The 23,916-nt window shown below is 67.7% G+C and carries 23 protein-coding genes; 11 read left to right on the plus strand and 12 right to left on the minus strand.

Annotated features, from left to right (window positions below):
• Positions 1–170: 170 nt before the first annotated feature.
• Together IRT45_RS33350 and IRT45_RS33355 are read left to right on the plus strand one after the other, a co-directional pair.
• A complete protein-coding gene (locus IRT45_RS33350; protein ID WP_194809774.1) occupies positions 171–614 on the plus strand; it encodes a TIGR03618 family F420-dependent PPOX class oxidoreductase in 444 nt (147 codons plus the stop codon).
• Positions 615–636: 22 nt separating this feature from the next.
• Positions 637–1,563, plus strand: a complete 927-nt coding sequence (locus IRT45_RS33355; RefSeq protein ID WP_194809775.1) for a haloalkane dehalogenase — start codon at positions 637–639, stop codon at positions 1,561–1,563.
• Positions 1,564–2,095: 532 nt separating this feature from the next.
• On the opposite strand, the gene IRT45_RS33360 is transcribed toward IRT45_RS33355, so the two are convergent.
• Positions 2,096–3,037 carry an AraC family transcriptional regulator gene (locus IRT45_RS33360; protein WP_228535805.1) on the minus strand — a complete coding sequence of 314 codons (942 nt, stop codon included), beginning with the start codon at positions 3,035–3,037 and terminating at the stop codon, positions 2,096–2,098.
• A 100-nt stretch (positions 3,038–3,137) separates the two neighbouring features.
• Here IRT45_RS33360 and IRT45_RS33365 point away from each other — a divergent pair, with 100 nt between their 5' ends.
• Positions 3,138–4,139 carry a zinc-dependent alcohol dehydrogenase family protein gene (locus tag IRT45_RS33365; protein ID WP_194809776.1) on the plus strand — a complete coding sequence of 334 codons (1,002 nt, stop codon included), beginning with the start codon at positions 3,138–3,140 and terminating at the stop codon, positions 4,137–4,139.
• A gap of 616 nt (positions 4,140–4,755) precedes the next feature.
• Positions 4,756–5,082 (plus strand): putative quinol monooxygenase, encoded by a 327-nt coding sequence (locus IRT45_RS33370; RefSeq protein WP_194809777.1) that lies wholly within the window; start codon positions 4,756–4,758, stop codon positions 5,080–5,082.
• 202 nt (positions 5,083–5,284) lie between these two features.
• Here IRT45_RS33370 and IRT45_RS33375 read toward each other — a convergent pair whose 3' ends face one another.
• Complete coding sequence (locus tag IRT45_RS33375) at positions 5,285–6,088, minus strand: class I SAM-dependent methyltransferase (RefSeq protein ID WP_194809778.1); 804 nt, start codon at positions 6,086–6,088, stop codon at positions 5,285–5,287.
• Between the two features lie 181 nt (positions 6,089–6,269).
• On the opposite strand from IRT45_RS33375, the gene IRT45_RS33380 reads away from it, so the two are divergent.
• On the plus strand, positions 6,270–7,634 hold the full coding sequence (locus IRT45_RS33380; RefSeq protein ID WP_194809779.1) for a CYTH and CHAD domain-containing protein: 1,365 nt from the start codon (positions 6,270–6,272) through the stop codon (positions 7,632–7,634).
• Between the two features lie 17 nt (positions 7,635–7,651).
• On the opposite strand, the gene pip is transcribed toward IRT45_RS33380, so the two are convergent.
• From pip to IRT45_RS33395, 3 genes are all read right to left on the minus strand, one after another.
• Positions 7,652–8,611 (minus strand): prolyl aminopeptidase, encoded by a 960-nt coding sequence (gene pip, locus IRT45_RS33385; RefSeq protein WP_194809780.1) that lies wholly within the window; start codon positions 8,609–8,611, stop codon positions 7,652–7,654.
• Between the two features lie 42 nt (positions 8,612–8,653).
• Positions 8,654–8,992 carry a hypothetical protein gene (locus IRT45_RS33390; protein ID WP_194809781.1) on the minus strand — a complete coding sequence of 113 codons (339 nt, stop codon included), beginning with the start codon at positions 8,990–8,992 and terminating at the stop codon, positions 8,654–8,656.
• Positions 8,993–9,078: 86 nt separating this feature from the next.
• On the minus strand, positions 9,079–10,263 hold the full coding sequence (locus IRT45_RS33395) for a citrate synthase (protein WP_194809782.1): 1,185 nt from the start codon (positions 10,261–10,263) through the stop codon (positions 9,079–9,081).
• A 54-nt stretch (positions 10,264–10,317) separates the two neighbouring features.
• Here IRT45_RS33395 and IRT45_RS33400 point away from each other — a divergent pair, with 54 nt between their 5' ends.
• On the plus strand, positions 10,318–11,406 hold the full coding sequence (locus IRT45_RS33400) for a DUF2332 domain-containing protein (RefSeq protein WP_194809783.1): 1,089 nt from the start codon (positions 10,318–10,320) through the stop codon (positions 11,404–11,406).
• Positions 11,407–11,564: 158 nt separating this feature from the next.
• Here the strand turns inward: IRT45_RS33400 and IRT45_RS33405 are convergent, their stop codons facing one another.
• Together IRT45_RS33405 and IRT45_RS33410 are read right to left on the minus strand one after the other, a co-directional pair.
• The gene (locus IRT45_RS33405; RefSeq protein ID WP_194809784.1) at positions 11,565–12,992 is read right to left on the minus strand and encodes an FAD-binding oxidoreductase; all 1,428 of its coding nucleotides are present in this window, start codon (positions 12,990–12,992) and stop codon (positions 11,565–11,567) included.
• Positions 12,993–13,262: 270 nt separating this feature from the next.
• Positions 13,263–14,561, minus strand: a complete 1,299-nt coding sequence (locus IRT45_RS33410) for a glycosyltransferase (protein WP_194809785.1) — start codon at positions 14,559–14,561, stop codon at positions 13,263–13,265.
• A 90-nt stretch (positions 14,562–14,651) separates the two neighbouring features.
• Between IRT45_RS33410 and IRT45_RS33415 the strand changes: the two genes are divergently transcribed.
• Together IRT45_RS33415 and IRT45_RS33420 are read left to right on the plus strand one after the other, a co-directional pair.
• On the plus strand, positions 14,652–15,290 hold the full coding sequence (locus IRT45_RS33415; protein WP_194809786.1) for a TetR/AcrR family transcriptional regulator: 639 nt from the start codon (positions 14,652–14,654) through the stop codon (positions 15,288–15,290).
• Between the two features lie 157 nt (positions 15,291–15,447).
• Entirely contained in the window at positions 15,448–16,554 is a 1,107-nt protein-coding gene (locus IRT45_RS33420; protein ID WP_194809787.1) for an epoxyqueuosine reductase, read from the plus strand.
• 2 nt (positions 16,555–16,556) lie between these two features.
• Here IRT45_RS33420 and IRT45_RS33425 read toward each other — a convergent pair whose 3' ends face one another.
• The 3 genes from IRT45_RS33425 to IRT45_RS33435 all read right to left on the minus strand — a co-directional run bounded on the left by IRT45_RS33425 (position 16,557) and on the right by IRT45_RS33435 (position 19,858).
• Positions 16,557–17,183, minus strand: a complete 627-nt coding sequence (locus tag IRT45_RS33425; protein WP_194809788.1) for a DedA family protein — start codon at positions 17,181–17,183, stop codon at positions 16,557–16,559.
• Between the two features lie 53 nt (positions 17,184–17,236).
• Positions 17,237–18,973, minus strand: coding sequence for a hypothetical protein (locus IRT45_RS33430; protein ID WP_194809789.1), 1,737 nt, complete (start codon positions 18,971–18,973; stop codon positions 17,237–17,239).
• A 330-nt stretch (positions 18,974–19,303) separates the two neighbouring features.
• Positions 19,304–19,858, minus strand: coding sequence for an RNA polymerase sigma factor (locus IRT45_RS33435; protein WP_194809790.1), 555 nt, complete (start codon positions 19,856–19,858; stop codon positions 19,304–19,306).
• 281 nt (positions 19,859–20,139) lie between these two features.
• Between IRT45_RS33435 and IRT45_RS33440 the strand changes: the two genes are divergently transcribed.
• Complete coding sequence (locus tag IRT45_RS33440; protein ID WP_194809791.1) at positions 20,140–20,808, plus strand: trimeric intracellular cation channel family protein; 669 nt, start codon at positions 20,140–20,142, stop codon at positions 20,806–20,808.
• Complete coding sequence (locus tag IRT45_RS33445) at positions 20,808–22,070, plus strand: M20 family metallopeptidase (protein WP_194809792.1); 1,263 nt, start codon at positions 20,808–20,810, stop codon at positions 22,068–22,070. Before IRT45_RS33440 ends, IRT45_RS33445 begins: the two co-directional genes overlap by 1 nt.
• Position 22,071: 1 nt before the next feature.
• Here IRT45_RS33445 and IRT45_RS33450 read toward each other — a convergent pair whose 3' ends face one another.
• Positions 22,072–22,452: an inorganic diphosphatase gene (locus IRT45_RS33450; RefSeq protein WP_194809793.1), complete on the minus strand. Its 381-nt coding sequence runs from the start codon at positions 22,450–22,452 to the stop codon at positions 22,072–22,074.
• A 41-nt stretch (positions 22,453–22,493) separates the two neighbouring features.
• A complete protein-coding gene (locus IRT45_RS33455; protein WP_194809794.1) occupies positions 22,494–22,967 on the minus strand; it encodes a DUF6194 family protein in 474 nt (157 codons plus the stop codon).
• A gap of 62 nt (positions 22,968–23,029) precedes the next feature.
• Here IRT45_RS33455 and IRT45_RS33460 point away from each other — a divergent pair, with 62 nt between their 5' ends.
• Entirely contained in the window at positions 23,030–23,758 is a 729-nt protein-coding gene (locus IRT45_RS33460; protein WP_194809795.1) for a MerR family transcriptional regulator, read from the plus strand.
• The last annotated feature ends 158 nt before the right edge of the window (positions 23,759–23,916 follow it).

Here is a 23,916-nt window from a genome sequence, read left to right on the forward strand (position 1 = left end):
TTTTCTCGCATTCTCGTCGAGGTTTGCACGGAAAATTCAGCCCCGATGCCCAGCAGGCACCGCGCGGGGCGAGTTCCAGCCCAACTTCGTGAAGTCGCCACCATTCGCGCTGTTCACCAAGCGCACAATGGGCCGTGCGAGGATCGGAGCACCCAACCACGGGAGATGTGATGACCACACTGGAACAGGCGGTGGAACTCGGTCGTGCCGAGAAGGGGCTTGCCGTCGTCTCCACCCTGAGATCCGATCAGACCATTCAGTCGACGCTGGTCAACGTGGGGCTGTTGGCTCATCCCTCGACGGGTGAGCCAGTTTTGGGGTTCGTTACCTACGGCAAGGTGAAGCTCGCGAATCTTCGCGCTCGACCGCAGGTGAGCGCCACGTTCCGGCAAGGCTGGGCATGGGCGACGGTGGAGGGGCGGGCTCGGATCGTCGGGCCCGACGATCCGCAGCCGTGGATCGACGCCGAGGGGTTGCGCCGGCTGCTTCGTGACGTGTTCACGGCCGCAGGCGGTGAGCACGACGACTGGGACGAGTACGACCGCGTGATGGCGGCGGAGCGGCGCGCAGCGGTCCTGGTCGAACCGACTCGGGTGTACAGCAACGGCGGCTAGCTGCGACGAAAGGGATTAAGCCATGCGGATATTGAGAACGCCAGACGAACGCTTCACGGGGCTGCCCGGCTTCCCGTTCGAACCGCATTACGTCGAGGTGCAGGCGGGCGACGGGACGACGTTGCGGGTGCACTACCTTGACGAAGGCCGGTCCGAGGGTGAGGTCGTGCTGCTATTGCATGGTGAACCGTCGTGGTCGTATCTGTACCGGCGGATGATCCCGGTCCTGGTCTCGGCCGGGCTGCGGGCGATCGCGATCGATCTCGTCGGATTCGGCCGCAGCGACAAGCCGGCGGACCGCGCCGACTACACCTATCAGGCGCACGTCGATTGGACGTGGGCGGCGGTCGAAGCCATCGGCCTCGACCGGATCACCCTCGTATGCCAGGACTGGGGTGGATTGATCGGGCTGCGCCTGGTCGGTGAACACCCCGAGCGTTTCGCGCGCGTGGTCGCGGCGAATACGTTCTTGCCGACCGGCGACCGTCATCCCGGCGACGCGTTCCTCGCCTGGCAGCGCTTCAGCCAGGACACCCCCGACTTCCGAGCCGGGAAGATCGTCAACGGCGCCTGCCAGACCGAGCTCGCTGCCGAGGTGATCGCTGCCTACGACGCCCCCTTCCCCGATGACACCTACAAGCAGGGCGCCCGCCAGTTCCCGCTCCTGGTTCCGACCAGTCCGGAGGATCCTGCCGCGCCCGCGAACCGGGCCGCGTGGGCAGTTCTGGAGACGTACGAGCGGCCGTTCCTGTGCGCGTTCTCGGACTCGGATCCGATCACGCGCGGCGGCGACAAGGTGCTGTCGTCGAAAATCCCTGGCGCAGCAGCGCATTCACCGGTGACCATCACCTCCGCCGGGCATTTCCTGCAGGAGGACAAGGGCGAAGAACTCGCTGCAGTCGTCGTCGACTTTGTCCGGGCGACGCCACTGGACACATCGCTCGCTTGAGGCGGCAGCCTGCCCGCGGCCGGCAACAGCCGCGGGCCCGCGCGCGACGCCGCCCGAGCGGCCCTGGCCGCCGCCGGATCGGCGGTGCGGAGAACTCAACCGCGCTGTCACTGGCCGCTTGCATCACCTCGCCGAGACCGGTCTGAGGCGTGCCGGTGCCGGAGCCGTGCGATGGACGCTGGGTGCCGACGAAGCGTTGGCCGACGCAACCATCGACGTTGACGCCAGAGGGTGAGACGTCCAGCGCTCGTGGAAACGCGCCGCCAAAGGTGCATTTGACCGCAGATTCGGTCGCAGGTGCGTCCGACAGTCGGGAGCGATCCGGATCGATTACGCCGCAGATGATCCGGGCACGCGTCGACCGCGACGACGCAGTCGGATTCGTTGCCGCAGAGTCTGTTGGGCGCCGTGGTCGGTGGTGCGATCGGGGTGTCGCCGCAATCATCGGCAAATTCGTTCGGCGCCGCTCCGCAGCGCAGCATATGCCCGAGGACGACAGCTTCGACTAGCGATCCATCCGGAGCTGCGGCTGTTATCGCGAAAGATCAAGCGCAGCAGCGCGATAACGGCCCGGGGGAGTGCTGTACTCGCGCTTGAATGCCTTGGCGAAGGCGAATTCGGAGGTGTAGCCGACTCGTTGGGCCACCGTGTGCAACGGGGTGTCGGCGGAGCGGAGCAACCGGCCGGCGAGAGTCATGCGCCACCAGGTCAGATAGGCGAGTGGGGACCGGCCGACCGTGGCGGTGAAGCGGCGGGAGAATGCGGCGCGCGACAGACCGCCGAGGGCGCCGAGTTCCTCTACGGTCCAGGGCTTTTCGGGGCTCGTGTGAATGGCGCGCAGCGCGGTGGCGACGGGGCGATCGGCCAAGGCGGCGGCCCAGCCGTTACGAGGGGTGCCGTCGTCCTCGGTGTCCAGCCACCAGGCGCGCAGAATATAGAGCAGCAATGTGTCGAGCAGGGACGTGACGATGGCGTCCGAACCGGGCTGGGACTCCTCGAGTTCTGTGCCGAGCAGTTCCACCGCCGCGCGCAGGGAACGGTGCGCACCGACTCGGGGGCGCAGATGGACCACGTCGGGCAGATCGGTGAGCAGTGGATGTGCGCGCCGGCGATCGAGTTGGTATGCGCCGCAGAGCAATAGCGTGACGGGTGCGCCCGGGGTGTGCGGGTCGGGCGCGGGTGGTGGCCACGACCCGCCGGGCAGCGGATTCACCGCTCGCAGCGGCGCGGACGGATCGCTGGCCAGTGCGTGGCCGCGGCCGTGCGGCAGGAAAACGATATCGCCGGGGCCTAGCGGAGTCGGCTCGTGGTTCTGGACGACCAACCATGCCGAACCTTGCAGCACGACATGGAATCCCGTTCCGTCCGACGCGGGGAAGCGCATTCCCCACGGGGCCGCCTTGTGCTGGCGCGAGGAGTGCGGACGTCCGGTTCGCATCGTCGCGACGGCATCGCTGAGTACGTCCAAGCCCATATCCGCATGGTAGCCGGGATCATCACATCGAGACGAACGGACATTTCCGCAAGACTTTCACGCATAGATCATCTCTCCGTTGATGAATAGCGTCGATGTCATGACAACCGACACGATTACCGCACGCACCGTCGTCTTCCACGAACTCGGTGACCCCGAGGTATTGACCATCGAAAATCTCGACCTGCCGGCGCCCGGACCGAGGGAGGTACTCATTCGCATCGAAGCGCTCGGACTCAACCGGGCGGAGGCCTTGTTCCGCGCCGGCGCCTACTACTACCTGCCGACGCTTCCGGGATCCCGGCTCGGCTACGAATCCTCCGGAGTGATCGAGGCGGTCGGCGACGACGTCACCGAATACGCTGTGGGAGACAAGGTCTCGACCGGGCCCAATATCGAGATGAGCTCGGCAGGGGTGTACGCCGAGCGGGTGGTGCTGCCGGTGGAGTCGGTGGTCCCGCGCCCGGAGGGCCTCGACGCGGTCACCGGCGCGGCCACCTGGCTGACCTACTCCACCGCCTACGGCGGCCTGATCGAAACCGGTGGCCTGCGTCCGGGCGACCACGTTCTGATCACCGCGGCGTCGAGTGGTGTCGGTATCGCGGCACTGCAGACCGCTGCCCGCATCGGCGCCATCCCCATCGCGGTCACCCGAACGGGCGAGAAGAGCCGGTACCTGCTCGACAATGGAGCGGCGCACGTCATCGCCTCGGCTGATACCGACGTCGTGGCCGAGACGCGACGCATCACCGACGGCGTCGGCGCGCAGGTGATCTTCGACGCCGTCGGCGGCCCCGGACTGGCCGAATTGAGCACGGCCGCAGCGCGTAACGGCACCGTCGTCGTCTACGGCTGGCTCGACCAGCGCCCGATGGCCATGCCCATGAACTGGCCGCTGCGCATTCTCGGTTACGCCAATATGGAGCTGTCGGTCACCGCCGACGGCCGCCGCCGGATCAACCACTGGATCGCCTCCGGCATCCGCGACGGCGTGTTCCGCCCGCATGTCGGCGCGGTCTTCGACGGCCTCGACAGCATCCGCGACGCGCACCGGCTGATGGAATCCAGCACTCACACCGGCAAGATCGTCGTCAAACTCTGAGAAGCCGTTTTCCCCCGCCGCCGGATTTCCCCGGCAACCGTCACCAGTTGGCCCGGAAGCACCTCCGCCTCCGCAAAACTGATGCGGTGTGCGATGTCTGCCCGCAGCCCTTTGAATTGCGGGGTGGACGCCACGCGGGGATTGGGCGATCGTCGTAGGGGTGGGCGGAGGGAAGACTGCACGAGAGCACCGCCGGTTCGGCCTTCGCGCATGGTGGTTGGTCGGTGCTCTCGTGCTCGTCGCGGCCGGATCCGTGCGTATACAAGTGGGAATGTCAGCATGGCCAAAAAGATTTCGAGAGCCGGGTCGAAGCGGCTTTCGTCAACACGCTGGACGGAAGCGAGAAGACAGCGTGGCGTAATGCGGAATAACTCGACCTGCTGGCCAGCTAGGTCGAAGGTCCACAGCGGCCGGTCCGGTCCTCGATCCAGCGCGAGCGTGGCGTCGCCGAGCGGTGAATCGCGACAGGATCGGCGGCGTGCGCGAAGAGCATCCGGAGATGCCGCGGCCATTTCAAGTTGCGAATCCAGCGGAGATATCGGCGATTTGGAGACACACCCCGAATGCCGTCGCGGAGTAGCCTCGACGCAGGGTGGGCAGGCGAAAGGCGAAGTGTATGTCCAGCGGAACCATGTTCAGCGTCTACGGGCGAATGACCGCCCTGCCCGGGCGGCGTGACGATCTGATCGCGGTGCTGCTCGCCGGATTTCGCGCCGGCGGCGACGACAGCGGCCTGCTGCACTACAGCATCAACAGAGCGTTCGACGACCCGGACACGATCTGGCTGACCCAGCTGTGGCGCGATAAGGATGCGCACGACGAAACCACTCGTTCCGAGCCGGTCGCGGCGGTCTCCCGCCAGGTTCCGCCGCTCCTTGCTCGGCAGCCCGACGGGGCCTACGGCCACACCGTTCATGTCGGCGGCCGGCTCACCGAGGGGTGATCATTCGTCACCTGTGCGGTCCGATCAGCTCCGAATCTCATACCGCGACAGCATAATCCGCGCTGCGCTGCGGTCACATGACCTGGGCTCCGCGGCTCGACTGGCCGTTGCGGACCTCCGACTGCCGGACCGCTATGCCGCACGCACGGGAGACCGCCGCGCCCGAACGGCCACATGGTCGTCGTCACCGAGGGAGAAGCGCCTACGTACGGATCGCCGTAATCACCGTGTATCCCTTCGGATCTCGCCAACGCCGGCCCGGGTTGGCCGCGAACCAGCGGCGCAACTCTGCCTCGACGTCGGCGCGCACCTCGGAGTATCCGGTCGCGCCCGGTGCGACGCCACAGAACGCGAACAGCGACTCCGCGAATCGAATCGCGGGTTCGGGTTCCGGGATGACCAGTGCGTTGTCGAACGCTCGGACTTCGGCGTTGCCGAAGACGTCCCGCATCATGGCGGGCCCGGTGTCGGAGTCGACGTCGCGGTTGAGCATCCCCGGCGGCTCTCGAAATCCGTAGCGGGCGGCGACAGCGGTGACGAGGTCGCGGGTCCGCGCGCACGCCCTGGCGTGATTGACGACGACACACACCGTGCCGCCGGAACGGACGACCCGACGAAACTCACGGAGGGCCCGGAGCGGGTCGTCGAGGTGGTAGAGCATGTGCCGGGCTGTCAGGAAATCCCATGCTCCAGCGCGAGCGGGTATCCGCTCCGCTGCGGCGCGGATACCTGCCACGCCTGGAAGCCGAGCTGCCGCGGCCGCGGCCGACTGCGAGGTATCGAGTCCGCACAATCGGCCGGTATGCCCGCGCTCGGCAAGAAGAGCGAGGAACTCGCTTGTCCCGCAGCCGATATCGATCAGCTGTTCGGATCCGGTAAGCCGCAAGGCAGCGGCGACCGAGGCGTTCACGTCGTCGTCGGTCTCGGAATAGAGCCGGTGCGTGCGGATGCGGGTTTCGAGAGCATCCAGGGTTGCGTACTCGGAGGTGAGCGATGGAGTCGTCATCGGCGCCTTTCCGGATCGGAGCTTCGGCCCATTCTGCGGCACTGATGAGGGTGAAGCTGGAAGTTCTGCCGCTCGGCTCCTGGCCCGGACCAGAGAGTGGCGGTCACGGTGTCGACAGCGTTCCCGCCGGTCGGTAGAGCACCCCACGACTAAAACCGCCCATTCGTGGTAGCCGGGGTATATGGCCACGCACGTGAACGAAAGGGAACGGAAGTACCAGTTGCCGATCACGGGTGGGGTGCCGCTGGATGATATGCCCGGTATGACTCTCGACCCGCTGACCGAGGAGCAGGTGCTCGACGCTGTTTACCACGACACCGCGGATCTGCGGTTGGCGCACAAGGGCATCACGCTTCGGCGCCGGACCGGCGGAGACGATGCGGGGTGGCATCTGAAGTTGCCGCTGGGGGAGGACACCCGGGAGGAAATTCAGGTCCCGCTGGGGCGCGGGGGCAAGTCGGCGCCGCAGGAGCTGACCGACATGCTGGCGGGGATCACCAGGGGGCGGCCGCTCGCGCCGGTAGCGCATATTCGGACGAAACGGCGGAAATGGCGGCTGTCCGATGATCGAGGGGCGGTCGCGGCGGAGATCGTCGCCGACAGCGTGTCGGGTCAGACGCTCGGTGAGTCGTCGTCGGTGATGTCGTGGGAGGAGATCGAGGTCGAGTTGACCGGCGGTGGTCCGGATGTGTTCGACAGCGTCGAGAAGAGACTGGGAAAGCCCTCGGACGCGCCGCCGAAGGCGCTGCGTGTCCTCGGTGTCCGCACGACCCAGCGTCCACCCGACCGGGGTCTGCAGGGCTATATGCGCAAGCAGGCGGACAAGATGATCGAGCAGGACATCCTGATCCGCCGCCACAGCCCCGACTCGATACACCAGATGCGGGTCGCCGGTCGCCGCCTGCGCAGCATCCTGCAGGCCTTCAAGGGCTCGCGAGATCTGCGCAACGAGTTGAAGTGGCTGTCCGGTGTCCTCGGCGATATGCGTGACCTCGAGGTTCTGCACGACCACCTGGTCGCGGAGGTCAGGGCATTGCCGGACGAACTGGTGATCGGCGAGGTACGCCGGCGGCTGACCGAGTCGTTCGTCCCACGCCGATCGGCGGCCCGCACCGACGTGCTCGAGGCGCTGAACAGCGAACGGTATTTCGCGCTGCTGGACTGCCTGGAAACCAGCCACCGACTTCCGCTGAACCGCAAGAAGGGGAAGGGGTTGCGCAAGACCCGTCGCCGCGTCGACCGTGCCGTCGACGACATCGGCCGGCTCGGCACCGATCGCGGCCTGCACGAGGTGCGCAAGGCTGCGAAACGCACCCGCTACGCGGCCGAGGCGACCGGCAAGCGCAAACTGGCCCGCCGCATGAAGAAGTTGCAGAAATCCCTCGGCGTCCACCAGGACGCGGTCGTCGCGCGCGCCGAAGTGCGCACCCTCGGTGTCCAGGCGCATCTAGCCGGGGAGAACGCCTTCACCTACGGCTTGCTGTACGGCAGGGAGGTGCAGCGCGCCGAGAAGGTGCGGCAATCGCTGCGGCTCGGGGAGCGATAGATCACCGACATGTGGGCCTATCCGCCGTCGGTCTGCGCGAAGCGGGCGATGGCGCGAGCGATCGCGTCGCCCATGGCGGGGCTGCCGGTGTGGCCGGAGTCATCGATGACGTGCAGGCGGGCGTCTGGCCAGACTTTCGCCAGTTCCCAAGCGGTTTCCAGGGGCGCGCTGAGATCGAGGCGGCCGTGTATGAGTTCACCGGGAATTCCGGCCAGCCGTCCGGCCTCGCGCAGCAGCACACCTTCGTCGAGCCACGCCGCATGCGCGAAGTAGTGGGTGCAGATCCGGACGAAGGTCAGCATGGCCGTATCCGGCTTGGCGCTGTATTGCCCTGGGCTGCCGAGGGATTCGTGCGCGATCACCGCGTCCTCCCAGCGGCACCACTCGATCGCGGCACTGCGGCGGATCTCCGGGTCCGGGTGTTCGAGTAGCTGCCGGTAACCGTCGACCAGGTCACCGTCGCCGGGCAGCCCGGCCCGGAATCGCTCCCATTCGACGGGCAGCAGCCGTGCGACACCCCGGTACAGCCAGTCGATTTCGCGGCGCCGGGTGGTGGTGATGCCGACCAGCACGATCCCGGTGACCCGCTCCGGGTACCGCTCGGCATAGGCGAGGATGAGCGTCGACCCCCAGGATCCGCCGTACAGCAGCCAGCGGTCGATGCCGAGATGGGTGCGCAGCCGCTCCATGTCCGCGATGAGGTGCTCGGTGGTGTTCACCGACATGTCGGTATGCGGGTCGGCGGCACTCGGAATGCTCCGGCCGCAACCGCGCTGGTCGAATTGCACGATCCGGAAGATGTTCGGGTCGAACGACTTTCGTGGCCCAGGACTGCTGCCGCTGCCCGGCCCGCCGTGCACCACCAGCACCGGCCGACCCGCGGGGTTGCCGCTGGTGCACCAGTACACCTGATTGTCCTGGCCGACCTCGAGCAGGCCGTCGGCGTACGGGTCGATCGGGGGAAAGGACGTCGGCACGGTTGCCGAGGTTAGCGGAACAGGGGTAACGACATCGACGATTCAGTCGGGAATCAGCGCATAGACCTGCACGACGAATTCCTGCGTCGCCCCGTAAGGATCCGCGATGTAGAAACCGCGGCGCGACAACGACTTTCGTTCCAGCGGCATCCGCGTTCTGCCGCCGGAGACGATGTTCGAGAGGACGCGCTGGTCGTAGTTGGCCCGGACGTCGACCATCACGCTGAACTTGATCACTTCGGTGCCGGGGCCGGTCCGCCAGAGCAGTTCTTCCGCCTCCGCCGGCACGGACGCGAACGAGAAGTTGTCACTCGCTCGCGCCTTCTGATTGCGCCGAGGCTGTGGATCCGACCGGACTTCGGCGACCAAGACCTCTCGCATCGCTGCCCTCCCTGTATGTCTTGTGCCGCTTCGGGGATGTCCTCGAATCTTAGCGGCTCCGGTTGTCCGATCGCCGGTTCGTGATGTCATCGGTGTCGTGGGACCGCGCGAGGGCGGATGAGCGTCCCGGATTCGTACTCCTCCATCGCGTGGGCCAGCCAGCCCGCCGTTCGCGCGACGGCGAAGATGATTTCGCCCGCACCGGGAATCATGTCGAACACCGCGGCCAGCACACCCAGTCCGAAATCACTGTTGATCGCGGGCAGGCGCCGGTGCCGCAGTTCGGCCGAAATCGCCTCGGCCACAAGCAGAGCCGGATGATCCGGCGCGAGCGCGCGGACCGCATCCATCAGGTAGGTGCCGCGTGCGTCGCCGGATCGGTAGACGGCGTGGCCGGCGCCGGGAATGCGTTCGCCGCGACGCAGACGCTCGTCCAGCGCCTGGGGTACGGCGCCGGGGTCGGTGATGTCGGCGAGCATCCGCTCCACCGCCAGCGAGGCGCCGCCGTGCATCGGCCCACCGAGAACTCCGAGGCCGCAGCCGACGACGGCGTAGGGGTCGGCGTGCGCCGACGCCGCGATCCGGGCCGCGAAGGTGGAGGACGCCAGCTCGTGATCGGCCAGCAGAACCATTGCCGCGCACAGTATTCGCAACTCGTCATCATCGGCGGGTGCGGAGGCGGACAGTCGTGACCAGAGCATCGCGGCAGCCGATCGGCCGACCGGGAGGGACAGTTGCGGGAGGGCCTCGATCATGCCGGCGATCGCGGCGCGGGCGATGGTGACCACGGTCGCGCGATCGCGGTGGAAACGCAGCGGATCGCCGACGGCCAGGGTGGTCACGATGAGTTGCAGCCGGTCGATCGGCAGCAGGCCCTCGGGCAGGCCGGCCTGTGTCGCGCGTGCTGCTGCCACCGCCTTGTCGGAGGCTTCCCAGGGGCCGCTGTCGGTGAGGTCGCCGTCCCACAACCATTCGGCGACGGCCTCGAAGCTGTGCGATGCGGCCAGTTCGACGGCGTCGCGACCGCGGAAATACGGCCGGTCGGCACCGAGGGTGGTGATGCGGGAGGCGATATCGATCTCGGTCGGCGCGGGTTTACGGCGGGGTTTGCCTCGCCGGGCCAGTTCCTCGATCTCGGCCGGATCGAAGAGGCTGCGCCGCCGCACCGGGTCGTAGCGGCGTTTCAGCACGCCGCGGCTGACGTAGGCGTAGAGGGTCGCGGGTTTCACCCCGAGCCGTTCGGTGGCGTCGGCGGTGTCTATCCACTCCATGGGTTGACCATAATCAATATTGATTACGGCTGGGGAGGGGCGCACAGTTCACTCATGCATCTGGTAGCGCAATTCGAGCTGCAGGCCAAGGCCTGCGACAAGCTCGGTTCACCGCTGTACGGCTCCCTGCTGCGCGACATCGCGCGCGATATCGACGATCGCGGACCCTGCGCGGCGGTTCTGGCGGGCTACGAGGACATCGACTTCGATTCCGCGGTGCCGTTGCGCTTGCTGGCCGGCGTGCACGCGCTCGTATTATCCGGCGCCGCACCGGATCTCGCCCCCTTCTATCCCAGCTCGGGAGTGTCGGTGCGCGCACACGATCCCGCCGGCGCGTGGGATCCGTTCCGGCGGGTCGTGGCCGATCGGGCCGAGTGGATTCGCGACTGGCTGACTCGCCCGCCGCAGACCAACGAGGTCGGGCGGGCCGTTCCGCTGCTGGCCGGGCTGCTCGCGGCCGTCGATGCGACGCCGCTGCCGATCCGGTTGCTCGAGCTGGGCGCCAGCGGCGGACTCAACCTGCGCGCCGACCATTTCCGATGGGACAGTGGCGATATCGGCTGGGGTCCGCAGGATTCGCCGGTCACGATCGCGGACGCCTGGCGAGGGCCGGTCCCGCAGTGGCTGGCCGGTGCGGTGCGACGCCATCCGCGGATCACGGTCGTCGAGCGGCGCGGGTGCGATCCGACGCCGTTGGATCCGTTGTCGCCGCGCGACGCACTCGCATTGCGCGCCTACGTCTGGCCGGATCAGCAGGCGCGGGCGGCCCGGCTCGATGGAGCGTTGCGGCTGGCGGAGAAGATCGCCGTCGATATCGCCGTGACCGGCGCTCGCGACTTCCTCGCCGGCATCGAGGTGGAGCCCGGCACGCTGACCGTGGTGTGGCATTCGGTGATGCGCCAATACGTCGGCACAGACGAATGGCAGGCGGTCTCCGCCGAGCTGGACCGGCTGGCCGCGGCCTCGCGCGCCGACGCCGGATTCGCCTGTGTCGCTTTCGAACCGCAGAACAATTCCGACGATCGCCACGGTTTCCGGCTCACCGTCAGGATCGGTGACAACGAGCCGGTGATCCTCGCCCGTGCGATGCCGCACGGCGTTCCCGCATTCACCTACCCGCTGGACGATCCCCGAACGGCCTAGCGGTGGCCGGCCACTCCGACAAGGGCGATACAGCGGACGGTGCCGGGCGCGCTGTCGCGTCGCCGCCGGCCGAACCGGCACCCGCGGCCGCCGCCCAATTCCCCGGCTGCACCCCTCCGGCAGCCGAGGAAGCGGCTGTCCAATTCAACGGGAAATATTCAGTCTCCGAGACGGTTTCGCACGGAATGATTCGCGTGAATGACATCCGTGGCGTCCCAGCGGTCCTTCGCGGCGACCCATCGCGGCAGGTCGGAGCCGAACAAGCGCTGCGGGGCCGTCGCGCTTTCGGTGAAGCTGCTGATGTCACGATCCGATCGGACGGTGGCGACGGCAGCCGTCAGCGCCTGGAACCCGGCGGCGGCCGTTTCGGCCGCGGCCGGTGCGGGGATCACGGCGACGGCGAACAACAGTGCCGCGGATCCGAGGGTCGGGCTCGCTGCGGTGCGGTCGGGGGCGCCGCCGAGGTGGCGCAGTTCGACCGAGGTGAGTGTGTCGGCGGGCCCGTCGGTCACCGCGGTGACGATCGCGTCCACCACCTCCGCGGGGAGCGTCCGGAGCAGCGCGCTGCATCCGAGCGCCGGGACCGGAACCGGCGGATCCCGATGCAGACCGGCGAGCGCCGTCGGTGCGACGAGATCGAATGTGTCGACGAGAGGCGATAATTCACGCAGCGGAGCGAGCAGCTCGTGTGCCGTCACCGCGTCGGCTTGTATGACGGCCTCGATGATCGCGAAGGCCCGTCCGGCGAACATCGGCGGGACATCCGGCGCGTCGGGGAAGCGCAGTACTCGTACCACGGAGGTCACGGTCTCCGGCATCGTCGCGGTCCATGTTGTCCAGGCGTGGAAGATGTCGCGGGTCGATTCGATCGGCCAGAACAGGGCGCCGGCGACCACATCGTCGATAGCGTGCAGTCGCAAGGTGAGGGCGGTGATCACGGCGATATCGGCGCCGGCGAGGGCCGAATCGAACAGGTCGTCGCCGGCGCGGACACGGCGGATCACGCCGTCGCCGGTCACGAGTTCGAGCGCGAGAACCGAGGCTCGGGCCGGGCCGTGTGAGCGCGCGAACCAGCCGAGACCGCCGCCCAGCACGAGGCCGACCACGCCGACGTCGGCGGAGAAACCGCCGATCGATACGAGGCCCGCGGCTGCCGCGGCGGCCGTGAGATCGGCGCAGCGAGCGCCGGCTTCGACATGTGCGATGCGCGCGTCGGCGTCGATCTCGACCCGGTCGAGTGCGCCGGTGCGCAGCAGGATCGTGCGTGTGAGGTCGCCCAGCGGGGTGGCGTTGTGGCCGGTGGATTGCGGTGCGACGCGCAGTCCGAGCGCGGCGGCGGCGCGGACGGTGAGTCCCACATCTTCGGTGGTCGCCGCGCTCACCACGGCGATCGGTCGTTGATCGGCCAGCAATTGCCATGCGGCGCGGGCCTGATCCCAGTCGGGATCGGTGGGTCGGACGAGGGCGCCGGACAGTGCCGCCGCGAGGTCGTCGAGGTTGTGAAAGATCTTCGGTAACGCAGCGTTTCGATCGACGACGCCGGATCTGTTGTTCGCGTCGCGGAGGGCTTCGTGCGGGATTGTCATGGTTTCTCCGTAAGTGTCGGGTGGGCTGTTGCGGCCCGAAAACGGGTGCGAGGGACCGTCCGGCCTGCGGAAGTGCAGGTCGGATGAAGTGAAAGATGTTGTGGTCGAAGAGAACTGGCCCTAGGGGGCTACGTGAGATGTGCGGTGCCTTGCGATGATCGTTTCGGCACAGGTTGCACGGCTGGACGCGCAGATCATCGGCCGTGGTGATTCAGGACGGGTTTCGAGCCGGCGGCGCCACCTCGACCTGATAACCGGATATCGGTTGCTCTATGCCCGCTGCCGACTGGTGGACCGCAGTGCGTCGGCGATGATGCCGTGCACGGCCTCGGGACCCGGCGACCTACGGATCGAGTCGCCGATCTCTGTGGCGCGCAAGCGATAACGCTCGTCGGTCAACGCGGTGCGGACCGCGGCGGCGACCTTGTCCGGCGTGGGATTGTCGGTGCGCAGGTCGATGCCGACTCCGGACCAGGCCACCCGCGCGCTGACCTCCGTCTTGTCCTCGGTGCGGCCCGCGACCACGATCGGCACACCGTGTTCGAGCGCGTAGTGCACCCCGCCGTAGCCCCCGTTGGTGACGAAGACGTCGGTCTGCGGCAGCAACCGGTCGTAGGGAAGGAATTCGGCGACGCGCACATTGGCGGGCAGGTCGTTCGGCAGGGTGTCGACCGGTCGTCCGCCGGTGCTGACCACGACGACGACGTCGTCGTGGGCCAATGCGCGCACCGTGGGTTCGATCAGATTCCATTCGCCGGTGGCGACCGTGCCCTGTGTCACGTGCACGACGCGGCGGCCGGCGAGATCGTCCCACCACTCGGGCACCGGGATCGCCGACGGCCGTGACCTGGCCACCGGCCCGACGAAATGCACGGTGTCGGGCAGGCCGCGGCGCACGTACTCGAATTCGGGGACGGTGAACTGCACGATGTGGTCGGCTCCGGCCGGCCAGTCGAGGAAGAACCGCGGCAGTGCGCGACCGGTCTCGGCGCGCGAGATTTCGTTCGCGAAGCGCTGGACGGGAGCGAATACGCCCTTCTCCGCGCCGAGGGTGAGCACCGCGTTGCGCAGGCGCCCCAGCGGTCCGCGCATCGGTGCGATGCCGAGACCGAACGGCGCGACATCCGGATGCTTCAGGGCGAGCGGCAGAATGCCCAGATTGACCAGCAGTGGCCGTTCCGCGCGCGGAATGTCGCTGAACACCGCGGCGGCGGCGAACATCGACTCGGCGAGAACGGCATCCGTGGGCTCGGCGGCGATGGCCTCTCGGACCGCTCGCAGCTGGGCGGGCACCGGGCGGAGGAAGATCTCGATCATGTCGTAGCGAATGCCGGCGGGGCCCGACAGTCCGCGACGGCCGGGAAAGGCCGCGTCGATATCGCGATCGTCGTAGTCGGCCTCGGACGGAAGGGGCAGGAATTCGGCGCCGGTGGCCAGCACGTCGTCGCGGAAGCGAGCGCCGGTGAGGAACCGCACGCGGTCGCCCGCGGTGATGAGCGCCTCCGCGACGGACAGCAGAGGCGTCACATGGCTGCGCACGGGTGTGGCGGTCAGGAGAACGGAGGTCATGGGCAGGTCTTCCCGAGTGTGAAGCGAAGTAAGATTGATGACACCGATGAAGTATTCACTACCTTGATAGGGTAGTCAATTAGGATTGAGATGAGCGACAAGACCGCAACACGGACCTATCGATCCGCCCTGCGCAGCGAACAGGCCGCGGCCACCCGCCGCCGTGTGCTCGATGCCGCGGCCGCCTGCTTCGTGGAGCGCGGCTACAGCGGCACATCGCTGTCCGATATCGGGTCGCGCGCCGGAGTGTCGACCGAGACCGTGAAGGCCAACGGCCCCAAGCGCAATCTCCTGCTGGGCGCCTTCGAGCAGGCGTTCGCGGGCGAGGAAGGGGAGGCGCCGGTATCGGACAGCGATGCCGCGGCCGAGGTCAACGCCATCGCCGATCAGGAGGGTTTCCTGCGGGGGGCCGCCGGATTCGTCGCCGCGGCCAACGCCCGCACCAGCGTGCTGTGGACGGAGTTCCTGAGCGCCGCGAACGCCGATACCGCCGTCGCCGAGGCGCTGGCCGGACTGCTGACGCGCCGCAAACAGGACTACCGCACCGTGATCGGCATGTTGCTCGAACGCGGAATAGCGCGAGACGACACCGATCCCGAGACCGCGGCCGACGAGCTGTCCTTCCTCTGGTCGCCTGAAAGTCATCAACAGCTCGTTCTGCAGGGCGGGTGGAGTATGGAACGCTACGAAGAGTGGCTCGTCGACGCGGTCCGGCGACAGTTGGGCTGAGCGTCGAACGTCATTGCCGTGCAGTGATCTTCGAGTCCGGACTCCGGTTGCGTTTCGATAACGTCTGCCGCCGACGCGGATACCGGCCGATGAATTCCGGCGACCGGATTCGTCTATCTCTTCGAGGTCACAGGTCTTGTGGAGATAGGAGGGCGCGATGTCGTCAACGGAGCGGGAGCAGACAGGGGCGGGGCGTTACGCGGAGCATCCGACCGTGAAACACCATGCCGCACAGGCGAGGAAGGCGCCGGATCCGGTGCTGAACGCCGCGCGGCTGCGGGAGATCTGCCTCGCCGCCGGTGCCGACGATGTGGGCTTCGTGTCCGTCGACGATGAGCGGGTCGCGGAGGAGCGCGAGCACGCGCGCGGCATCCTGCCGTCGGCGCGCACCTTCGTGGCGTTCTGCATCCGGATGAACCGCGACAATCTGCGCAGTCCGATGCGCAGCCTCGCCAACGCCGAGTTCAACCATGCCGACGACGAGACGAACGTGGTGTCGCGGCGCATCACCCGAGCCCTCGAGGAGGCCGGCTATCGCGCGGTCTATCCGGCGCCCGGATATCCGATGGAGGTCGAACAGTTCCCGGGACGGATATGGGTACTCGCGCACAAGGTGGTGGCCGAGGCCGCGGGCCTGGGCGTCATGGGCATTCACCGCAACGTGATTCATCCGAAGTTCGGCAACTTCATCCTGCTCGGCACCGTGGTGACCGACGCGGTCGTCGACGAGCCGAGTGCGGCGCTGGAATTCAATCCGTGCCTGGAATGCAAGTTGTGCGTCTCGGCGTGCCCGGTCGGCGCGATCACCAACGACGGTGGTTTCGATTTCCAAGCGTGCTACACCCACAACTATCGGGAGTTCATGGGCGGTTTCACCGACTGGGCCGAAACCGTCGCAGACAGCGCCGGCCGCGACGACTACCGCGAGCGCGTGACCAGGGGCGAGTCGTTCTCGATGTGGCAGAGCCTGTCGTTCAAACCCAGCTACAAGGCCGGCTACTGCATGGCCGTATGCCCGGCCGGTGAGGATGTGATCGGCGCCTTCATCGACGACAGGAAAACGCATCTGGACGAGGTGGTGCGTCCCTTGCAGAACAAATCGGAAACGGTCTACGTGCTACCGGGTTCCGCGGCCGAGGAGCATGTGACGCGCCGGTTTCCCAACAAGACGCCGAAGCCGGTCGGCAACGGTTTCGGCGACGACGTCAACGACCTGCTCGACCAGATCGGGCCGCGCCCGCGGCGGGGCGATGCGCCGCGGTGACCTCATGCGCGTCTGCGCAATTGCCCCAGCAGCGGCAGCATCGATACCACGACGATGACCGCGACCGCCGGCAGCAGATACTTGTCGACATTCGGCACCGACGCCCCGAGCCAATAACCCAGCAGGACCAGACTCTGCGACCACACGATCGCGCCGACGATCTGCCACAGCGTGAACGTGCGGGTGGGCACGTCGAGCACACCGGCGACCGGGCTGATGACCGTCCGGACCATCGGCACGAATCGGCCGATCACGATCGCCCGACGCGCGCCGTACCGGTCGAGCCAGCGTTCGCCGCGGGCCACGACGGTGTGCAGGCGGGAGTTCGATGTGCGCTGGAGAACGGCGCGGCCGCCGTGCTTGCCGAATATGTACCCGGCCTGCGCGCCCACGATCGAACCTATTGCAGCGCAGAGTAATACCTGCCACAAGATGAGATGGGGCCCGGATTGGGACCCGCCCGCGCACAGGATGCCGGCGGGGAAGATCAGGGTGTCGCCCGGAAGGAAGAACCCCACGACCAGCAAGCCGGATTCGGCGAAGGTGCCGACCAGGACGGCCAGCGCGCCGAAATTGGCCAGCAGGGAGGACCCACTCGTCGGGTTGAGTGCGGTCCACGTGCCGGTCACAGGACAACCGTAACGGTTTGTCGGATTCGGGGCGGGATACGGCGTCCGTCGCCCTAGGACGCGTCCCCCTCCCTGCGCTGCACCGTCTGACCGGGTCGTAGCACCGTCCCGCAGTCACCGGTCTTCTGGTAGTCGGACAACAGGTGTGGGAGGACCTCGCTCGAGTACCGGCGCAGTTGCCCGAGTTGTTTGTCGCCGCGCACCACGTCCTTGCGGACCCAGTCCTCGTCCGGGCTGGCCGTGTTCTGCGATTGCTGGATCCGGTAGTAGTCGCGGTCCATGCGCGGATCGACGGTGAGCCCGTTCTGCATCCAGACGCCGTGGGTGTGGACGAAGGTGGGCTTCAGGTCCTCGAAGACGTAGTCGGACAGGCCGATGTCGGCCTTGCCCGCGTAGATGTCCGCGATCCGTGCGTCGGCGAGTCCCGCCATATCGATCAGCCGCAGCCGGGAGGTCAGCGCGCTTCCGCCCATATCGGGAGCCAGCAGCGTGCCCTGCCGCAGATCGAGGATGTCGGCGTAGCCGTTGAAGTAGCGTCCGAAGCGAAACGCTATCCAGCACAACGGGATATCCGAATCGGCCCGATAGGATTGCGCGGCATCCGCCAAGGCGACCCCGGAAGGGATCATGGCGGCGACCAGAGTCAGCGCGACCAGCGCCCGGCCCCTGGTGCGCAGCCGGGCCAGCACCTCCGTCGCCGAGAGCACGACGACGAGCGCGGCGAGCGCCCACACCGGCGTGGCGAACCGGAACTGCTCCATCCAATCCGGTTGCAGCACACAGTAGCCCGTTATCGCCAGCGTCAGCGGAACCAGCAGGGCGACCAGGCCGTTACGGATCCTGGCCGGCCCGGCCAGGGCGAACCCGACCACGCCGACGGCCGCGACCACGGCGGGTGCGCCCGCATACTGCACCAGATCGCCGGCCCTGGTCAGGTCGTGCACGGTGGGCATCGCCTGATTCTTGGCGACCGCCGTATTCGCGACGAGCCGGCCGAACTCGGTGATCCGCCACAGCAGATACGCGCCGAACGGAATCGCGAACGCCACACCGGAATACACCACGTGACGCACGGCGCCGGGCCAGGTGGCACGGCGAACGAGGATCACCGAAACCAAGGGATACGCGGCGAGGTAGATCAGGCCGTCGGGGCGGGTCAACGCCGCGAACGCCGCTATCGCACCGGCCGTCACGGCCACCGTCGGTGTCCACAATCGCTCGTCCAGCACCGCCAGGAACAGGCGGACGGCGAGAGCGCATGCCGTCAAGGCGAACAGTGAGTTCTCCAAGCCGGAGAAGCACCAGATCACGAACGACGGAATCGCGGCGAGCACGGCGCCGGTGACGAATGTCACCACCGCGGGCCATCGCGACACCCGCCGCGCGGCGACGTAACAGCAGAGAAGGATCCCAGCGCAGCACAGTGCCGCGATCGCCTTGGGGTAGAAGACGAAATCGGGGATGCCGAACAGGGAGCCGGAGTCGAACAGGCCGCACCATTTGCCCAGTACCAGCACCGCGAGCCAGGTGGGATCGGAGAATCCTTCCACCGGTTGCGCCCCGGGTTGCAGCACCGGCCCCGCCCCCTCGGCCACGCTGCGGGCGAAGGCGAACGTGATTCCGGCGTCGTCCACCAGCCAGATGCCGTACTTCGCCGCCTGCCACACCAGTAACAGCACGCCGCTGGTCACCGCGGCCGCCGCGCCCCACCATGATCGCCCGCGTCGCTGCCGCAGGTTCTCCCGCTGCGGACCGGAGGTTTCCGGCCGCGCTGCTACTACCTCAACCATTCACCGAAACCCATACTCGAAAGATTCGCCCAGGGGCGCAACAGCTTTTGCGTCCCTAGGCGAGTACTTCTACAGCTGTCGGTCGATCTTGAATCCGCGTGCCGACGGCTGTCAATCCGGAGAGACCGGCCAGAGATGGGGAAGGGTGCGTAGCGGTTACACGCGCATCCGGCACTGTCCTTCCGTGCACTGTCGTTCGATTCTGGGCCGGCCCCGCGGCGGGAATCAACGCGATCGAGGCCGCGATCAGGCCGAACCCGAGCACCCCGCGTGCCAGATGGACCGGGGCCGAGCGGCTGGCGAACGTCTGCTGCGGTCCGGCACCGTCCTTCATGGCCGCAGCCCTCGATCCGGCATCCCCAGCTCGGCGCGCACAGCGGCCCGCGCTCGATGCAGCCTGGATTTCATTGCCGCCGTGCTCAATCCGAGCGTGCGGGCGACCATACTGCCCGGCAGTCCTTGCACATCACGCATGATGAGGACTCGACGCTGATCGGCGGGCAGGGCGGCGATCGCTCCGGCGATCCGCTCGACTTCCAGCCGGGCCAGCACATCGTCCTCCGCCGACGCCGCCGCGATCTCCGCGTCCGGTTCCCGGTGCGCGGCGGTGCGTATCCGCCGCAAGCACTCGTTGCGCACGATGCGGAACATCCACGAGGCCAGTGCGCCCGCCGCCCGCAGCGTGCCGATCTTGCGGAACAGGACCAGCATCGCCTCCTGCGCGGCGTCCTCGGCGTCCTGACTGGTCGCGCACAAGGAATGGGCGAAGCGCTGGACGTGGGGATAGGAACCGGAAACCAGTGCGGCGATGGCGGACTCGTCGCCGTCGCGGGCCGCCGCGACCAGATGTTGTTCGGGCCACGCCGATCTCGTGCATTCAGCCACGGGTACGCCTCCGTCGCAGGACCAGCATGCAGCTGCACAGTAGTACGGCCGCGACCACCACGGCGATGACGGCGACAACCATGTCGACTCCTTCGATTCCACGGGCCCGTTGCCCGCACGGATATGAGAGCGATCGCGCACGGGAAAGGATTCACGCTGTTTCGAATGGCGTGCCGAGGGCGGTCGGGCGACGGCGGTCCACCGGTTCCCGGGCGATTCGATGACCGGCGGGTACCGTGCCGATAGCGGATGCGGCGGATATCGCGGAAGGAACGGGGTCGATGGCGGCAGTGTCGGACACCGTCCCCGAATTGCTGCGCGCTCTGGATCTGACCGGTGTGTTCGCCAACGCGATGCTCGGCGGGGCGGTGGCGCGGACGTTCCGCTTCGACCCGATCGGATTCGCCGTCCTCGCCACCGCATCGGGACTGGGTGGCGGCATCATCCGCGACACGCTGCTGCAGCGGGGGACGCCGGTGGCGCTGGTCGACTACACCTACCTGCTGACCGCCCTGTTCGGCGCGTTGGTCGCCTTCGTGTTCCGGTTCGAGGGCCGTTTGTGGGACCGGCTGTTTCCCTGGGTGGATGCCCTGGCGCTGGGCTGCTGGGCGGCGGTCGGCGCGCAGAAGACGCTCGAAGTCGGGCTCGGGTGGTTGCCGGCGGTGTTGCTGGGGACGACGACGGCGGTCGGCGGCGGAGTGGTTCGCGATATCGCCGTGGGGCGGGTGCCCACGATTTTCGGGGGTAACACGCTGTATGCCACGTGTGCGCTGCTGGCCAGTGTGACACTGGTGATCATCTGGTATTCCGGGCACGTGACGGCGGGTTCGATCGCGGCGACCGTGGTCGGAGCGGGGTTGTGCCTGCTGGCGCGGTGGCGGGGATGGATGTTGCCGGAGCAGATGAGTTGGCCGGAGCGGTTGCGTTACGGACGGCGAAAGGAGAGGTAATGGCCTCGACTGCGCAGGAAGCGGCGGTATTGGCCGGGCTGGACGGAATCGGTGGGTGGCAGGACGAGTTCTACCGCGACCTGCACGCCGATCCGGAACTGTCGCATCAGGAGCACCGCACCGCCGGGCTGATAGCCGAGAAGTTGCGGTCGTGCGGGTGCGAGGTGCATGAGGGTGTCGGCGGAACCGGGGTGGTCGCAATCCTGCGGAACGGGGACGGCTCCGGAGTGCTGCTGCGCGCCGACATCGACGCCCTGCCCGTGCGGGAGGCGACCGGATTGCCCTATGCCAGTTCGGTTTCCGCCACCGACGCCGGCGGTCACGAAGTTCCGGTGATGCACGCCTGCGGCCACGACGTGCACGTGACCTGCCTGCTCGGCGCGGCGCAACTGCTCTCCGAACACACCGATCAGTGGCAGGGCACGCTCGTGGCACTGTTCCAGCCCGCCGAGGAGGTCGGCGACGGGGCGCGCGGGATGGTCGAGGACGGTCTGGCCGAGCTGCTGCCGAAGGTCGATGTCGCGCTGGGCCAGCATGTCCTACCCGCGCCGGCCGGGATCGTCGGAACGGGCAGCGGGCCGATGCTGGCGGCCGCCGACAGTATGCGGATCACCGTCTACGGGCGCGGCGGGCACGGGTCGATGCCGCAGGCGACCGTCGATCCGGTGGTGCTCGCGTCGATGATCGTGCTGCGGCTGCAGATGGTGGTCTCGCGCGAGGTGGCGCCGACCGAGACCGCGGTGCTGACCGTCGGCAGCATCACCGCGGGAACCAAGAGCAACGTCATCTCCGAACATGCTGTGCTGCAACTGAATGTGCGCACCTACAGCGAATCGACCCGCACCACGATTCTCGACGCGATCCGCCGGATCGTCACCGCCGAATGCCAGGCCTCGAACTCCCCGAAGGACCCGGAATTCGAACTGTTCGACCGATTCCCGGTGACCGACAACGACGCCGAGACCACCCGCCGAGTCGCGGCCGCGTTCACCACCCATTTCGGCGACCGCGCCGTCGAACTGCCGAGGCAGAGCGCCAGTGAGGATTTCAGCGATATCCCGAACGCTCTCGGCGTGCCCTACACCTATTGGGGCGTCGGCGGCATCGACCCGGAAACGTTCCAGGCAGCGGCGAAGGCGGGACGCATAGCCCAGGACATCCCGGTCAACCACTCGCCGTCCTTCGCCCCCGTCATCGAGCCCACACTGCGGACCGGGACCGAAGCGCTGGTCGTGGCCGCGCTGGCGTGGTTGGGGAAGTAGGTCACGGCCGGACGATGACGTAGCAGCCGACCTCCTCCTGGAACTCGACGGCGGCAGCGATCGCGTCGTCGTCGAGAACCTCGCTGTCGCTGGGGATTACGACCAGCTTGTCATCGTCGTCGAAGAGCCGGTGGACGATCGCGATGCAGGTTCCCGTCGCAGTGGAGAGTGGGACCGTCGGGCCCAGGAAGTAGGCGTCGAGTTCCTTGCCGTCGGGCGCGAGCGTGCCCGGGACGAACCCGTAGTTCGTCGTATACCGGAACCCGCAGGTCGGGTGGGTGCTTCCGTACGGGCGGTCGAAGGTGAGGGCGACCGTCTTACCGAGGAACGGGCGGGCCAACGCGAGTGATCGGGATTCGGCGAGCTTTTTCGGGCCGGTCATCGGCCGAGGTTATCGAATCCGGCGCCGCGCCGATGGCGACATCAGTTGTCTGCGGGTGATTCTCGGCGTTCGTATCGGGTGCGGGCGATGTGGTGGGCGCGCTGGAGGAGGTCGGTGATCGTGGTGGCGGTGTGCGGGCCCGGGTTCACTGCGGCGAGCCAGCCCTGGGCGCCGTAGACGGGGTGGGGGAACAGAATGTCGGGGATGCTCGGGTCGGCCGGGATCGCGGCGTGGTCGCGCGGGGTGTGGCCGGTCACCTCGGTGAATGCCTCTTTGCCCGCGAAGATGTTGAGACGGAAGGTGTTCGGGCGGTCCAGGCGGGATGATTCGTCGTCCGGATAGTTCTTGGTGACGATGGTGGCGAAGGGCTGGGTGCGGGGGACTACGCCGTCGGGGGCGTAGTAGAAGAAGGTGTCGCCCCAGCTGATTTCGGGGGTGCCGTCGCCGGGCCGGGGTGTCAGCGTCAGCACGCCACCGAGGTTTTCGACGAATTCGATGATCTCGTTGATCTCCATGGCTCTAGCGTTTCATTCATGTGCTTGTGGAGACTTGATCCATCAGAACGGCAGGCCGGCTAATGGCAAGTCGCAAAACTGCTGGTCTGCGGACCGTGGACGTGGCGCGGCGGGCCGGCTGTTCCGTTCAGCAGGTGCGCAACCTCGAACGCGACGGTGTGCTGCCCCCGGCCGAGCGTGGTCGGGCCGGGTATCGCGCATACGGTGAGGTGCATGTGCTGTCGGCCCGCGCATATCGGCTGACGGCGGCGGCCATCGGGCCCGCAGAGGCGAGAGTTGTTCTGCGCGAGGCGCATTCCGGGCGGCGGTTGCCCATGCTGGTGGATGCCGCGCACGCCCGCCTCGATGCGCAGCGCCGGGAACTGCGACTGGCGCAGCGAGCAGCCGAAGCGATCGCGGAGGAACCGATCGGGGATGCGCAGCCCGCCGACTCCATGACGGTGTCGGAACTGGCGGGTGCGCTCGGTGTGCGGCCGTCGACATTGCGGCACTGGGATGCGGAAGGGGTGGTCGTTCCCCGCCGGGCCGGGGCGCGCGGTGCCCGGCTGTACGCGCCGGAGGATGTGCGCGATGCGCGGATCGCGCATCAGCTCCGGCTCGCCGGATATCGCATTCCGGCGCTGCGCGACCTGCTGTCCGCCCTGCGAACCTTTCGAGGTGGTGACGTGACGGCCGCGCTCGCCGCGCGGGAGGGCGAGATCGACACGCGCTCCTGGGCTCTGTTCGAGGCGGCCGCCCTGCTGTTCCGGATCGTCTCCCCGTCCGGCGACGATTCCGTCGAGATCGGATAAAGGGTCGCCGGCACTGTGTTCTCCGCGGTTGGCCACGTGTCGTCTGTGGAGACTGCCAGATCCGGGTGTCGCTCGACCGCCGCCGTCGCTCCCGTGCGCGGGCAGGTGCGGGCGGCGGCCGATCCGGCGCTGCCAACCGCGAGGCCAGGTCGACCGCG

This window comes from Nocardia sp. BSTN01, from assembly GCF_015354405.1.
GTDB lineage: Bacteria > Actinomycetota > Actinomycetes > Mycobacteriales > Mycobacteriaceae > Nocardia.